Here is a 13,006-nt window from a genome sequence, read left to right as displayed (position 1 = left end):
GTGGAGAGGTCTCGTACTGGCTTGCGGATTCTAGGGGTTTGCGTTGTGATGCACCTTGATCATTTCCCACTTCTTTCCCACTGGGAGACGGACCTGCGCCAGGCCCAGACCGCCAATCGGGGGGTTGGTGGGACGGTGATCCGGGCCTCGCGCACACCGGTGGCTAGCGGTGGCCGGGTCGTGGCGTTGTTGGAGATACAAGCGGGTGGGGGACCGCTGCTTTAGTCAGGCGCCTTCAGCGACGTGTGTAGCTGGCTGCGTCACGTCTTTGGGTCATCGCGTGGAGCGTTGAGTTCGGCCTCGAGGCGTTCAGCTTCTGCTTCGTCGAGTAGGCGCTCATCCACGCAATAGACGTGTCGCTCTGGCCGCTTGATGGCGATCATTCTTGCCTCGTAGGGCATGACTGCGACTCTGATTACTCGTACCGGCACTCGCACTGGTCCCCCAGGTCCGAGTGGCTGCCCCGCCCGCCGGTAGTGATCCATACAATCACATTGTTGACGTCCTTGTGGAGGGGGCGACGCGAAGAGCGTCTACATTGTCGGCGGATCGTCCTGGTCCCGTCCCGTGCCAAGGGCTCGGAGCTTGCGCTCGACTTTCTCCCATGCCTCGACGCTCTGGCGCATGGCTTCAGGGCTGGCCGTTGGCTTGCCCTTGACCACGATGACGATCTGAGCCTCTGATCCCTCTGGGCCTTCGGCAGGCAGATCGATGACCGTCGCGTCCAGGAGGTGGCCTTCTCCGAGGGCTTGCCTGACGCGCAGCGGAAGGGCTTGTGTCTCTTCGGCCGTGAATTCCACAGCCGGGGGAGCGAGTGCCGGGTCGCCGCCAGCGAGGATGTTCTCACCGGAGCTGCTAGTCCAGCCTAGGGCCTGCGCCACCCTGGGAAGAGAGGTGGGCACCCTCGCCCGTGATTCGCCGGCTTCGAGGTTTTGGACGGTCGACTCACTGACTCCCGCCCTTTGAGCCAGCTCCTTCTGGGTGATTCCGGACGCAGTTCGAGCGTCCCTGATCGCCGCGGCGAGTCGCTTCCAGTCCCTGGTCATGCGCTCATCATGCCTCAAGGTTAGGCAACACGTACCTACCGAGCCTACCGATTGACCAGTAACTATCGGTGTGCGCGGGCGCATTTTTGTTGACTCTTGAACGCCCTCTCTGGGGCAACGAGCCCCGCGCCTGGGCGAATGGTCTTCCAGGCCTGCTGAACGTGCGCGCCGCTCGCTACCCGGAACGCACCGCCGAACCCCGTCGAGCACCGCTGGACACCCAACGAACCCGGTTGAACGCCTTGCGGACACCCAACTTTGGGTCTAGGTTGTGAGTGTGACACCGAACGGGGCCGCAATCAGGTCACTCCGCGAGGCCCGCGGACTCAGCCTGAGGGGGCTTGCCCAGTCCATAGGAAGAGATCCGTCCTTCTGCTCCCGAATCGAAACGGAGCAGCAAGGAGCCGCGATCGAAACGCTCCAGCGCATAGCCGACGAACTTGCTGTGCCGCTGGCAGCCATCACAAGGGAGAAGCTGTGATCGGGACCCACCTGGCCACAGTCGGCGCCCCTCCGACAGGTGCCGACTCCGACCTCGTCGAGCGACTGGCGGCCGCTGTTGCCGCCAAGGTCCACGAGTGCCTGATCAACCCCGAGCTGATCCACCCCGAGCTGGTCAGCTACACGCCGAAGCAGGCCGCATTGATTTTCGGCAAGACCGAGAACTGGGTCATCGAAGCCATCCAGGCTCGGCGCATCCCCTGCACCTACGTTGGTCGCACGCCGCGCCTGACCGCTGTGCACATCCGCTGGGTGCTGGACAACGGCGAAGTCAAGCCGCACGAGTACGCCACCCGCACTGCCGCCTGAAGCGGCTATGCGGCCCCAACCGCCGGGCTTCCACACACCGGCAGCCGGGGCCTCGATCCACCTCACACCATCTCCAAGAGAAGAGGCGATCGTGCCTACATCATCTCCCATCCCGCCCCTCCCGGAACCCCCGCCCCAGGTGGACCTGCTCAAGGTCGCGCAGCTGCCGGCGCGTGTGCGCGCCGCGGTCATCGCTGCTGCCGACGCTGAACGCGCCTACATCGCCGCCGGGCCCGTCCCCTTCGCCACTCCGGACCTGAGGGCCCACAACAAGGCCCTCGCCGCCCACCACCCGAGCCTGATCGTCCGCTGCGGAGGTGCCCGATGAGTGCTCGAGACGCCCTAGTCGAGATCGCGCACGGCAACCGCGGGATCTCCGGCGGCAGCTGGACCAACGCGCGGGCCCTGGTCGACCTGCACCAGGCCGAGGTGCTGAACGAGATGGCCGCGCTCCTGGAGGCTGGCGGAGAGAAGCGGGCTGCTGAGCTGCTCCGCGACCGGGCCGACAGCATCATGTACAGCCGCAGGGCGGTGGCCCGATGACCCTCTCCGCAGAGTACGAGGACGAACTCCGCTGCCGGGCTTTCCAGGCCGAGCGGGCGGAGGCCGCATTCCTCCAGTACAACCAGCGCACCGCCACCTGCGGATGCGCGGACGAGCGAGACCTGTACACGATCGCGGTGGCCCTGGTCCAGCAGCTCAGCGAAGGTCGCAACGACGTTCCGGCGCTGCTGAGCGAGGTGGCTCGGCTGCGGTCCCGTGTGCGGGAGCTGGAGCCGCTGGCTTCCGGCGTCGAGTACGGGATCCGAGGTCAGTACGCCGAGGGCGAGCCCGTTGAGGTCGTGGATCTGACGACGGACCTGGTCGAGTGTGTGGACCGGTGGAATCGCTACTGCGAGATGTGGTCGGGCATCGAGGTGGTGTGCCGCACGGTCGGGGCGCGCCACGGCGAGGTGCGATACGGCGAGTGGGAGCCCGTCGAGGTCGGTGAGATGTGATGGCCACCGTAAGCTCCCTCGACTCCCGTCTCGCGGCTGATGTGGCCGCCCTGGTCGCTCGGCAGCACCTCATCGATTGCGGGCTGGCCGAGCAGCGGCACCTGGTCGACCCGGACTACGACGCCTACGCGGCTCTGCCGGCTGAGCACCCGGAGACCGTCACCTACGACGCCACCTGGCAGCCCGGAGGGACGTCATGACCAGTTGCTACCACGACGTGACCGTGAGGCGTGCCGAGCGGGCCGCCGAGGGCTCGTCCGACCCGGGCCTGTTCTGGATGGGCTTCCACGCCGGCTTCGTGGCCGATGAGGAGGGCCGCGATACCGAGACCGTTCTGGCTTCTCTGATGGCAGGCGACGGTGCTGCGGTGAACGGCTACCTGCAGGGGCTGGCCGCAGCCCGCTACGAGCGGATGCCCGTGCACGCGGTGAACTGCCGCTGTGCGCGCTGCAACCGGGATCGACTGGATCGGATCGTCCGCCTCAAGCGGCAGGCCGCTCAGGCCCTGGAGGTGGCGGCGTGAACTCGGCTCAGGATGACCGTGTCAGAAGCCTCGCTGCCACTCTGTCGGCCTCGGCCGCAGTGTCGACCGCGAGTGTCCTGCGGGCGTATAGGCGACTCGGGATCGTGCCCTGCCCTCGGGGAACGGCACGGCGTGACCTGAAGGCTGCCGCTGCTGCGGGGCTGCTCGAGGAACGCGGGCCTGCTGACGGACGCTTCTACGTCCTCACCAGGAACCGCTGCCCGAAATGCAAGCGCACATTCGAGGACTGCCGTTGCAGCGGCGGGGTTGAGCAGGTGGCGGCATGAGCACTGGGGACTGGGTCTGCATCGGTGTCCTCTGGCTGGGCGCCCTCGTGTTCCTGGCCATCGTCGAATGGGCGCCTCAGCTCCTCTCCTTCCTGGGCGACCCGCGGGACCACAGTGACGACGAAGAGGAGGAGCTCTCGTGAGCACCAGCATGTGGGGCCTGGCGATAGTCGGGGTGGTCAGCGTATGCGCGGCGCTGTACGCGAACTGGCCGAGCAGCCGCAGGCGGCCCCCAGAGCGCATCCCGATCCCGCACCAGAGGGACGGTCGCCAGTCGTGAGGCTTCCCTGGCGCTACGGGCGACTTCGCAGGTACGCCGCCGACCTGTACCGGACCTGCCTCGACCTCGAGGAGCGCGCTGTCCAGGCCGAGCAGGTAGTCCGCTGCCTGACCAACCAACCTGGGGCTTCTCCCGCCCACAGCGACGCTGGTGAACGGTTGCCCGCCGACGCGCCCGCTCTTCCCGAGATCCCGGTCGCCAGGCTGCCCAGCAGTTCGTAGCCCCCAATCCTGCCGGGCCGGCCGTGCACAGTCACCGGCCCGCCCGGCACCCAAGACCACCTGTCGGCGGCCGTCGAGCGCACCCCTCCCCAGCGCTCCGGCCGCACCCACCGGACCCCGCACCAACCCCCCGAGCGGGGTCCGGTGGGCCCTCACACCCGAAAGCAGGCCACATGAGCCACGAAAGGCCCTCGCCACCACTTGATTTCCCGTCCGGTGCGACTGTGGTGCTGGAGCCGGGAGCCACCGTCGATCGCTGGCATGCCGTTCGGGCAACAGGCCTCGGGGGCTCCGACATGGCCGCCATCTGCGGCCTGAACCCCTACACCAGCCCCCTGGAGATCTGGTTCTCGAAGGTCGGCCAACCCGTGCCCCGCCGCCCTGACCCGGTCCTCGACGAATCCGCCCTCATGGGTCACGCCCTCGAGCCCCTCATCGCCACCCGCTTCACCGCCATCACCGGCCTCCTCGCAGTCGACGGCCCCGGCACCCTCCGTCACCCGAGCCGGCCGTGGATCGCCAACCTCGACCGCGTCACCGAAGAAGCCGGGCAACCCGGTGTCGTCGAGCTCAAATCCCGCTCCTCCTACGCCCTGAAGGATTGGCTGGACGAGCCGCCGGTCGATGTTCAGGTGCAGGTGCAGCACTACCTCGCCGTCACCGGTTGGCAGTACGCCTACACCGCGGCGCTGATTGGCGGGCAGCGCACCATCGTCCACCGCCTGGAGCGCGACGAGGAACTCATCGCCGACCTCACCGCCATCGCCGATGAGTTCTGGGACTGGGTCGAAACCCGTCAGCAGCCCCCAGTCGACGGCTCTCACGCTACCGGTCAGCTGCTGGACCGGCTCCACGCCCACCCGACCAGCGAGGTCGTAGTCGCCGATGCCGTCGAGGTCGAGTGGCTCCTCGAGCAGCGAGCCAAGGCGAAGGAGCAGATCGCCGCGGGCGAGCTCGCCCTGCTGGAGGTCGACAACCGTCTGAAGGCCATCGCCGGCGACGCCACCGACGTCCACGTCCGCGGCGAACTCGCCTACTCCTGGCGCCCTCAGCGCGGCCAGATCAGCTGGAAGACCGCGGCCCTGGCCGCCAACCCGGACCTCGACCCCGAGCCCTACCGCGGCGAACCCACCCGCGCCCTCCGCATCCACCTGGAGAACCAGTGACCAGCACCGCCCGCGCCGCCGTCGCCCGCCGAGCCGACAACGTCGGCCAAGTACAGCAGTCCAACGGGCAGCCGCCGACGCTGCAGCAGCAGATCGAGCGGATGAAGCCCGAGATCGCCCGCGCTTTGCCCAAGCACATGGATGCCGACCGCATGGCCCGCATCGCTCTCACCACCCTGCGGCGGAGCCCGAAACTCGGCCAGTGCAGCCCCGAGTCCTTCCTCGGCGCGCTGATGACCTGCTCCCAGCTTGGTGTTGAGCCTGGCCCCACTGGCGAGGCATACCTCATCCCTTACGGCCGCGAGTGCACGTTCGTCCTCGGTTACCGCGGCATGGCGAAGCTCTTCTGGCAGAGCCCCATGGCGAAGTCGCTGGACGCTCAGGTCGTCTATGAGAACGACCACTTCGACTACGAGTACGGGCTCCACCCCAAGCTCGAGCACAAGCCGGCGCTCGCCAGCCGGGGCAAGCCGATCGCCTATTACGCGGTCGCCTCCACTACGAGCGGTGGCTCTGCGTTCGTCGTCCTCTCCCCGGACGACATCGAGAATCACCGCAAGCACTCCAAGTCGGGGCACTCCGGCCCCTGGCGTGATCACTACGACGCCATGGCCAAGAAGACCTGCGTCCGCGAGCTGTTCAAGCTCCTGCCCGTGTCCGTCGAGCTAGCCACTGCTGCTGCTCACGACGGGACTGTCCGTACCGATACGGCCCCTGAGGCTATCGATATCGCGCCCGTCTACGACGACACCGTCGAGGGCGAACTCGTCGACGACGCCCAGTAGCCCGTCGGGCCGCCCCCGCGGGAATCGGGGGCGGCCGAGTCCAGCTCAGCACATCTCCCTCGTAAGACCTGCCAGACACGTCCGAGGAGACATCCGTGACTGACCAGCCAATCGAGGCCCGCTGCGACTACTGCAAGCAGGTGCGACCCCTTTTCCTCTACGAGCCGGACCATGACGTGCACCTGACCGGCATTACCTGCGAGTGGTGCGGTCGCGAGAAGCAGCCGCTCCTGTGCACCCAGTGCTGGGACACCGAGAAGCAGCGGGAGGAGAGCTACCCCGGAGACCCGGAGGACAACGCCGCGGTCGAGGTCTTCGTGCTGCTCCTTAACAACAACGCCCGGCTCGCTGCGCAGGCCGATGCCGACAGAGCGGCTTGCGAGGGCATCGCCCAAGCCACCTACCGAGCCCACGGAGGTACCCGATGACTCGTCGTCTCACGCCAGCCGAGCGACTCGCCGCCGCAGAGAAGGACGCCACCCTCGACGCGATAGTCGCCCGCTCCGAGTGGGACCAGCACGTCGTCGAGCAGGCCATCTTCTACTTCGCCGAGGCCTGCGACGAATGGTCCTGCAACGACCTGCGCGACCTTCTGCCCGAGACGGGGCACGGATTCCTCGGCGCAGCCATCAACGCCCTCCGCAGCGCCCGCATCATCGAACACACCGGGCACATGGTGTTCTCCACCAGCGGCCCCACACACGGCCACCGCATCGCCGTCTGGCGCCTCACTAGCAAGGGCCAGGCCATCGCTGCTGCACGCCGGCCGCAAGCGGCTGGAGCGGCCGCATGAACGACACCACGATCGGCCTCCTCGTGGGGGTCGTCACGACTGCCAGCGTCATCTTCTCCATCCGCTACGGGCTCACCCAGGCCGAGAAGCAGCGCATAGAAGCCCTCCAGCGGCGCATCGCCGACGCCGAAGCCCGCACTGCCGGCCGCGGTGGCCCCGAGCAACGGTTCCTCCTCGGCGACGAGCCACTCGACGACATCGCCATCGCCGACCACGCAGCCCTCGGCATCCACGACATCGCCCAATACCTCGAGAGGGAGGCAGGACAGTGACAGCGACAAAGCCGCTTCCACCACACGGGACATACGGTCGGTCCGTCGGCCGTCCCGCTTACGGCATCAAAGGCTGCTCCTGCCCAGCCTGCTCCGCCGCCCGCAGCCAGTACAGGAAGCGTCGCCAGCTCCTGACACTGACCGGCCGTGAACTCATGGTGCCCGCCGCTCCCGCCACCGCCCACCTGCAATACCTGCGAGCTTCTGGCGCAGGATGGCCCGAGCTCCGCGACGCCACCGGCTGCTCCGGCTCCACGATCTCCCACGTCCTCCGCGGGCGACGTACCGAGGTGCGCCGCACTGTGGCGCAAGCCATCCTCCGCGTACAGCTCACCGACGTGCTCGCACCCAGCAGGCCTGTCTCCTCCCTGGGCTCGGTCCGGCGCATCCAGGGCCTCATGGCCATGGGACACAAGGTCAAGGTGATTGCCGGGTACTGCAACGTGGACGCCAGCGTCATCACGCACCTGCTGAACGGTCATCTCCCGCAAGTGCGTGCTTCAACGGCAGACAAAATCCGTGAAGGCTGCGGACGCCTTTCAAAGATCCCCGGGTCGTCCACACGGAACCGTAACCGCGCGGCCCGAGAAGGTTGGCCATCGATCGCCGCCTGGGACAACATCGACGACCCAGACTGCGTACCCGAACCGATCGGCACTGCTGACGACCAGCGGAATGCCTGGCAGATCGCCGCCGACCGACGGCTCGAGCTCCGCCACCTCTCCTCCTATGGCATCCCCGAGGACGAGATCGCCGACCGGCTCGACATGAACCCCAGGTACGTCCACGACCTCCTCCGCGAGATCCGGGCGTCAGGGGTGACGGCATGAGTGCCCCCTCCTGGGAGCTCCTGGCCTCTTGTAAAGAGATAGGGCCGGAGATCTTCGAACCCGAGGCGTACACCAAGCCGAACGTAGCTGCAGCAAAGAAGACCTGCGCGCGATGCCCCGTCCGGAAGCCGTGCCTTGACGACGCACTCACCCGAGAAGGGCACCTCCCCGCCCGCTTCCGCGAAACAGTCCGCGGCGGCCTCACACCCAGCGAACGGGCAACACTCAGCCGCCACACTACCGCGAAGGAGGCAGCGTGATGCTGATCAGCCGCCGCACCCTGAACGCGGATACGACCGACGGCTTCTGCGGCGCTGGAGGTTCTTCCACCGGCGCTGTCCAGGCAGGCGTCACCGTCCGCACAGCCCTCAACCACTGGCGGCTGGCCGTCGACGTCCACAATGCCAACCACCCCGACACTGACCATGACTGCGCCGACATCTCCCAGGTTGACCCGCGCCGATATCCATCCACCACCTTCGCTTGGTGGTCACCGTCGTGCACCAACCACACCATCGCCAACGGCAAGAAGCGCCACCAGGACGCCACCCCCGACCTGTTCGGCGAGATCCTTCCCGATGAGGCCGCCGAACGCTCCCGGGCCACCATGTGGGACGTCGTCCGATTCGCCGAGTACCACCGCTACCGGGCCATCATCGTTGAGAACGTCGTCGACGCCCGCGACTGGATCCTCTGGCCGGCCTGGATCGCCGCCATGCAGGCCATGGGCTACCGCTTCCGGCTGGTCTGCCTCAACTCCATGCACGCCCAGGCCCTCGGCCCCGGCGCCCCGCAGTCCCGCGACCGCATCTACATCATCTTCTGGCTGGAAGGTGAACGCGAGCCGGACTTCGACAAGTGGACCAGGCCGATGGCCCATTGCGCGCAGTGTGACCGCACCGTGCGAGCGGTGCAGGCATGGAAGAACCCGCAGCGCCGGTACGGGAAGTACAAGGCGCAGTACGTGTGGCGCTGCCCAACAGCACGCTGCCACAGCGAGGTGTTCCCCGCGGTCCGCCCTGCCTCGGACGCGATCGACTGGACCCTGCCCGCGCAACGGATCGCAGATCGGTCCCGGCCGCTAGCGGAGAAGACCATGCGACGGATCCGCGATGGCTTCGAGGCCTATGCCGTCCCGCTGCTCGTCCCTGTGGAAGGCAGGGAAGGCAAGGCGGCTCGGCCGGCGTACATGCCGATGCGCACGTGCACCGCCCGAAACGAGACTGGCGTCGCCCTTCCCCCGTATGTCGTGGAACTACGCGGCGGAGGGTCGAAGCACCGCGCCGTTAGCGAGCCCCTGGCCACAGTCTGCGCTTCCGGCAACCACCACGGCCTCGCCATCCCGGATCTCGTGGTCCCGTACTACGGCAACAGCACCCCCCGGCCGACAAACGAACCGATCCCGACCGTGACCACGGTGGACCGCCACGGTCTGCTGCGCGGCGGCACCGTCACCTCAGTGGAGGATCTGGGCTTCCGGATGCTCGAGCCGGCGGAGTACGCCGAGGCCATGGCCTTCCCTGGCAAGGGGGCCGAGCAGCCATACATCTGGCTGGGCAACAAGCGCGAACGTGTCCGCATGGCAGGAAACGCCGTCACCCCGCCCGCCGCCCGCGACCTCTTCGCCTGCATCGCCGAAGCCATCGTCGGCGATCAGTACGAGCTCGCCGCCGCCTGACGGCTGGGTCTCTCCACCCCTAGCGGCACCGCACAACCGAACTATCCGCCACGGCTGGAAGAAGCCCACCGCATGGCCCGCATCCGAACGATCAAGCCGGAGTTCTTCACGTCGCTGACGGTCGCTGATCTCACACCGGAGCAGCGGCTCACCTTCATCGGCTTGTGGACTCACGCCGATGATGCGGGCCGGTGCGTCGACGACCCCAGGCTCATCAAGGCCGCGGTCTGGCCCCTCGACGACCGCACAGCAGCCGACATCGAAGCCGATCTGAAGGCACTCAGTGAGTCCTCACTGATTACTCGCTACATCCTCAATCGCAAGCGGTACCTGGCCGTCACGAACTGGGATGAGCACCAAAGGATCAACCGTCCGACGCCGAGCAGGCTTCCGGCCCCTGAACAGGGCGAACAGCCTGATCCTGAGCCTCCGACCAGCAAGGATGCCGACTCAGTGAGTCCTCACGCACACCTCAGTGAGGACTCACTCCCGGAAAGGAAAGGAACAGGGAAAGGAACAGGGAAGGGAACCCCCCTACCCCCCGCCGTCGATCAAGGCGAGACGCCGCCGGCCGCAGGCGCAACAGGGCTCCCCGACCGGATGCTCGCTGCTTGGTGGGACAAGTACGGCCGCCGCACCGCTCAGTCGAAGAAGACCATCCACCGCGCCATCGCCGACGCTCTCGACAACGGCAACAACCCCGACGAACTGTGGGCAGCGCTTCTTCGCATCGGCGAGATCAGCAAGCCCGTCACGGGCGGCACTCTCCAGTTCGCCTTCTCCGAGATCCGCAGAAACGCCACAGGCGCCGACGTGATCCCGTTCCGCGACCGCCAGCAGCAAGCGACGGACGACTTCTTCGACCGCGCCATGGCCCGCGCCAGGGCCCGAACGAAGCAGGAGACTTCATGACCCCCGAGGAAACCGTGGTGCTCGCCCGCTACGTGCGGGCGCTGTGCCCCCAGCAGAAGTTCGACGAGTACACCCCCGACGCCTGGCACGACGTCCTCAGCGGCTACCGCCTCGTCGACGCCCGAGCCGCAGCTGCAGCAGTGGCCCGTCGCCAGCCGTTCGTCAGCCCCGCCGAGATCATTACCGAGATCACGCAGCAGCGCGCAGATCGGGCGACCGACTTCCAGGGGCCTGGTCTGCCGGCAGAGGTGCCGGACGCTGACCCGGACGACGTCCAGGCATACCTCGCCGCTCTGCGTGGACAGCGCACCCGAGCGGGGGACGGACTCAAGCTCACGCGTCGCCCCGTTGCCCAGCTAGTCGCCGGTGTCGGCCGGGAGATACCGCCCGAGGTCGCGGAAGTACGTCGGCCGGGACCGCTGGGGATCGAGTGCCCGAAGTGCCAGGCGCCGGTCGGCCGCCCATGCCGTCTGCCGGACGGCAAAGAACGCCCACCGCATGGAGCTCGCCGCGGCCAGGTCCCGGACCCGGTGGTCGAGGCAGCGGAGATCGCCCGCCGCCGTGCAGCCTCCGCCGCTGCTCTCGATCGCCTGAAGGAGGCGCCGTGAACTTCCGCAATGGCGCCCCGATGCCCGAGAGTATCCGGCATGTGCTGCGGGCCAAGCAGCATCCGGCTCGCGCAGTGCCGTGCCCGCACTGCCGGGCGTTGGCACACCGGCCGTGCACCACGCCGTCGAAGCGCCGCATTCTCGCGCAGCCGCATCCGCAGCGCGTCTCGGACTGGGCCCGATCGCTGGTTGCCTGCCCGGCCTGCGGTGCCGAAGCGGGGGGCGAGTGCCTGCAGGACGGCCGGTCGCTGTACGACGGCACCGTCCACCCTCAGCGGGACGATGAAGCCCGGAGGACGGCCCTGTGAGCCCCTTGGAGCGCCTCCTGGCCGAGGAGTTGCCGACCGGCACGTTCGGCGGCTCACGGCCCGCACAGACCCCTTCCCGGCCCCCTGCACGCCGGACCGGCCCCGACCCGCGGGCCGCAGAGCACCGAGCCGAACTCGAAGCCGCCCTCAACGGCTGGGACTACGGCCGGCCCCGCCGCCACCTCCACCCCGTACCCGACACCGCCATCCGAAGGAGCGCCGCCTGATGCCCGAACTCCTCACGCCCCCTGCTCACGAGACCGCGGACGAACGCTATGACCGGCTCTACACCGAATACCGGCGCCTGCTGGACGTCGCGCCGATGGACCGCACCGAGGCGGACCGTGAACGCCTGCTCGCACTGCACCGCGACCTGCAAACCATCCGCGCCACCCCTCCCGACGGCTACAGCCTTCCCACAGCGGCGGCCGGCCTGATCACCCACGCCCATGCGCACGGCTGGCTCGGTGACGCCAGCTGGTCCGGCTTCTCCGGCGAGCCGTTCGTCACGGTCCAGGTCGGCAGGCGGGTCACTCCGGCAGAGCAGGAGCACTACCGCGGCCCCCACTGGCTCTACCAGCTGACGTGGCACTCCCGCGGCTGCGCCCCGGGCAGGCTTCGCCTCTTCGGCCAAGGACTGGCAGAGACCCCCGGGTCTCCCGCAGTCCACCCGGCTCCCTCGGTAAAGGGGATCCGCGACGTCATCGCAGCCCACCCCGCACCATCGGCGGCAGACCATGACTGATCCGACCATGACGCCCATGGTGCATGGCTACAGCCTGCGGGACATCGAGGAAATTTCCCGCTTCGTCATCGCGATTGACCGCTGGTCCAAGGCCATGGACACCGCTGACAGGCTCGACGCCATCCGATTCGAGATCACTGAATGCCTGCTCACGGCAGAGGAACCGCCTACGCGGCAGGAGCTCATCACCCTGGGCCGGTACGCGGCGGATCGGTACGTCGGAGGCGAGATGAAGTACCGCGGTTACGACGTGCGCCAGCCGGCCCTCGGGCCAGGGGCGATGGTCAGGTTTCAGCGGTACTGGCAGGCCACGGGCCACACGCCATGGGAGGAGCGACTGGTCGAGCACCTTGCTCTCCAGCAGGTCTGGTGGTGCTTGTCTCTTGTTCAGCAGCAGGCGCTCATGGCCCTCGCTCTGACCGGTGACCATCAGGCTGCGGCCGACAGTCTTGGCGTGCCGCTTGGGACCTACTTTGCTCGTCTGCGGAAGGCCCGTCAGCGAGCCCTCGCGTTGTGGCACGAGCACGAGACGCCGCGCCGCCAGCGGCGAGACAAGCGAGTGCTGAGCCGCTCGGGCACGTATCGAGGCCGCAGGCTGCTGACAGAGCAGGACCTCGAGACGCTGCGGGAGCGGCGTGCCAAGGGCGTGACCCTTCGCGAACTGGCCGAGGAGACCGGATACAGCGCAAGCGCGCTTTGCAACCTGTTGAAGGGCAAGAGGCGCCCCTTCGCCGCATGACCACG

General features: G+C 67.9%; 24 protein-coding genes. 22 read left to right on the top strand and 2 right to left on the bottom strand.

What is annotated here, in order from left to right; translation table 11 throughout:
• Nucleotides 1-260: 260 nt before the first annotated feature.
• Nucleotides 261-401: a hypothetical protein gene (locus AC27L3_RS25940; protein WP_487236472.1), complete on the bottom strand. Its 141-nt coding sequence runs from the start codon at nt 399-401 to the stop codon at nt 261-263.
• A gap of 132 nt (nt 402-533) precedes the next feature.
• Nucleotides 534-1,046, bottom strand: a complete 513-nt coding sequence (locus tag AC27L3_RS25935) for a helix-turn-helix domain-containing protein (RefSeq protein ID WP_487236471.1) — start codon at nt 1,044-1,046, stop codon at nt 534-536.
• Between the two features lie 271 nt (nt 1,047-1,317).
• On the opposite strand from AC27L3_RS25935, the gene AC27L3_RS25930 reads away from it, so the two are divergent.
• From AC27L3_RS25930 to AC27L3_RS25825, 22 genes are all read left to right on the top strand, one after another.
• Nucleotides 1,318-1,527 carry a helix-turn-helix domain-containing protein gene (locus AC27L3_RS25930; RefSeq protein WP_487236470.1) on the top strand — a complete coding sequence of 70 codons (210 nt, stop codon included), beginning with the start codon at nt 1,318-1,320 and terminating at the stop codon, nt 1,525-1,527.
• Entirely contained in the window at nt 1,524-1,856 is a 333-nt protein-coding gene (locus AC27L3_RS25925; protein ID WP_487236469.1) for a hypothetical protein, read from the top strand. Before AC27L3_RS25930 ends, AC27L3_RS25925 begins: the two co-directional genes overlap by 4 nt.
• A gap of 91 nt (nt 1,857-1,947) precedes the next feature.
• Nucleotides 1,948-2,184 carry a hypothetical protein gene (locus AC27L3_RS25920; RefSeq protein WP_487236468.1) on the top strand — a complete coding sequence of 79 codons (237 nt, stop codon included), beginning with the start codon at nt 1,948-1,950 and terminating at the stop codon, nt 2,182-2,184.
• Nucleotides 2,181-2,399 carry a hypothetical protein gene (locus AC27L3_RS25915; RefSeq protein WP_487236467.1) on the top strand — a complete coding sequence of 73 codons (219 nt, stop codon included), beginning with the start codon at nt 2,181-2,183 and terminating at the stop codon, nt 2,397-2,399. The genes AC27L3_RS25920 and AC27L3_RS25915 overlap by 4 nt, the downstream gene beginning before the upstream one ends.
• Nucleotides 2,396-2,854, top strand: coding sequence for a hypothetical protein (locus tag AC27L3_RS25910; RefSeq protein ID WP_487236466.1), 459 nt, complete (start codon nt 2,396-2,398; stop codon nt 2,852-2,854). The genes AC27L3_RS25915 and AC27L3_RS25910 overlap by 4 nt, the downstream gene beginning before the upstream one ends.
• Nucleotides 2,854-3,054, top strand: coding sequence for a hypothetical protein (locus AC27L3_RS25905; RefSeq protein ID WP_487236465.1), 201 nt, complete (start codon nt 2,854-2,856; stop codon nt 3,052-3,054). The genes AC27L3_RS25910 and AC27L3_RS25905 overlap by 1 nt, the downstream gene beginning before the upstream one ends.
• Complete coding sequence (locus AC27L3_RS25900) at nt 3,051-3,377, top strand: hypothetical protein (protein ID WP_487236464.1); 327 nt, start codon at nt 3,051-3,053, stop codon at nt 3,375-3,377. Before AC27L3_RS25905 ends, AC27L3_RS25900 begins: the two co-directional genes overlap by 4 nt.
• Nucleotides 3,378-3,660: 283 nt before the next feature.
• Nucleotides 3,661-3,807, top strand: coding sequence for a hypothetical protein (locus AC27L3_RS25895; RefSeq protein WP_487236463.1), 147 nt, complete (start codon nt 3,661-3,663; stop codon nt 3,805-3,807).
• A 531-nt stretch (nt 3,808-4,338) separates the two neighbouring features.
• Nucleotides 4,339-5,331 (top strand): YqaJ viral recombinase family nuclease, encoded by a 993-nt coding sequence (locus AC27L3_RS25890; RefSeq protein WP_487236462.1) that lies wholly within the window; start codon nt 4,339-4,341, stop codon nt 5,329-5,331.
• Nucleotides 5,328-6,116 carry a recombinase RecT gene (locus AC27L3_RS25885; RefSeq protein WP_487236461.1) on the top strand — a complete coding sequence of 263 codons (789 nt, stop codon included), beginning with the start codon at nt 5,328-5,330 and terminating at the stop codon, nt 6,114-6,116. Before AC27L3_RS25890 ends, AC27L3_RS25885 begins: the two co-directional genes overlap by 4 nt.
• 95 nt (nt 6,117-6,211) lie before the next feature.
• The gene (locus AC27L3_RS25880; protein WP_487236460.1) at nt 6,212-6,544 is read left to right on the top strand and encodes a hypothetical protein; all 333 of its coding nucleotides are present in this window, start codon (nt 6,212-6,214) and stop codon (nt 6,542-6,544) included.
• Nucleotides 6,541-6,909, top strand: a complete 369-nt coding sequence (locus AC27L3_RS25875) for a hypothetical protein (protein ID WP_487236459.1) — start codon at nt 6,541-6,543, stop codon at nt 6,907-6,909. The genes AC27L3_RS25880 and AC27L3_RS25875 overlap by 4 nt, the downstream gene beginning before the upstream one ends.
• The gene (locus AC27L3_RS25870; protein ID WP_487236458.1) at nt 6,906-7,181 is read left to right on the top strand and encodes an SPX domain-containing protein; all 276 of its coding nucleotides are present in this window, start codon (nt 6,906-6,908) and stop codon (nt 7,179-7,181) included. The genes AC27L3_RS25875 and AC27L3_RS25870 overlap by 4 nt, the downstream gene beginning before the upstream one ends.
• A 302-nt stretch (nt 7,182-7,483) precedes the next feature.
• Nucleotides 7,484-8,011, top strand: a complete 528-nt coding sequence (locus AC27L3_RS25865) for a hypothetical protein (protein ID WP_487236457.1) — start codon at nt 7,484-7,486, stop codon at nt 8,009-8,011.
• Nucleotides 8,008-8,271, top strand: a complete 264-nt coding sequence (locus AC27L3_RS25860; protein ID WP_487236456.1) for a WhiB family transcriptional regulator — start codon at nt 8,008-8,010, stop codon at nt 8,269-8,271. The genes AC27L3_RS25865 and AC27L3_RS25860 overlap by 4 nt, the downstream gene beginning before the upstream one ends.
• On the top strand, nt 8,271-9,689 hold the full coding sequence (locus tag AC27L3_RS25855; protein ID WP_487236477.1) for a DNA cytosine methyltransferase: 1,419 nt from the start codon (nt 8,271-8,273) through the stop codon (nt 9,687-9,689). The genes AC27L3_RS25860 and AC27L3_RS25855 overlap by 1 nt, the downstream gene beginning before the upstream one ends.
• 72 nt (nt 9,690-9,761) lie before the next feature.
• Nucleotides 9,762-10,601: a hypothetical protein gene (locus tag AC27L3_RS25850; RefSeq protein ID WP_487236455.1), complete on the top strand. Its 840-nt coding sequence runs from the start codon at nt 9,762-9,764 to the stop codon at nt 10,599-10,601.
• On the top strand, nt 10,598-11,209 hold the full coding sequence (locus AC27L3_RS25845; RefSeq protein ID WP_487236454.1) for a zinc finger domain-containing protein: 612 nt from the start codon (nt 10,598-10,600) through the stop codon (nt 11,207-11,209). Before AC27L3_RS25850 ends, AC27L3_RS25845 begins: the two co-directional genes overlap by 4 nt.
• Complete coding sequence (locus tag AC27L3_RS25840; protein ID WP_487236453.1) at nt 11,206-11,517, top strand: zinc finger domain-containing protein; 312 nt, start codon at nt 11,206-11,208, stop codon at nt 11,515-11,517. The genes AC27L3_RS25845 and AC27L3_RS25840 overlap by 4 nt, the downstream gene beginning before the upstream one ends.
• The gene (locus AC27L3_RS25835) at nt 11,514-11,744 is read left to right on the top strand and encodes a hypothetical protein (RefSeq protein WP_487236452.1); all 231 of its coding nucleotides are present in this window, start codon (nt 11,514-11,516) and stop codon (nt 11,742-11,744) included. The genes AC27L3_RS25840 and AC27L3_RS25835 overlap by 4 nt, the downstream gene beginning before the upstream one ends.
• Complete coding sequence (locus AC27L3_RS25830) at nt 11,744-12,262, top strand: hypothetical protein (protein ID WP_487236451.1); 519 nt, start codon at nt 11,744-11,746, stop codon at nt 12,260-12,262. Before AC27L3_RS25835 ends, AC27L3_RS25830 begins: the two co-directional genes overlap by 1 nt.
• Entirely contained in the window at nt 12,255-13,001 is a 747-nt protein-coding gene (locus AC27L3_RS25825) for a helix-turn-helix domain-containing protein (RefSeq protein ID WP_487236450.1), read from the top strand. The genes AC27L3_RS25830 and AC27L3_RS25825 overlap by 8 nt, the downstream gene beginning before the upstream one ends.
• Nucleotides 13,002-13,006 lie beyond the last annotated feature (5 nt).

This window comes from Streptomyces sp. PKA51 (assembly GCF_057552455.1).
Note: the sequence above shows the minus strand (reverse complement) of the source record. Positions and strands in the feature narration are given on the sequence as shown.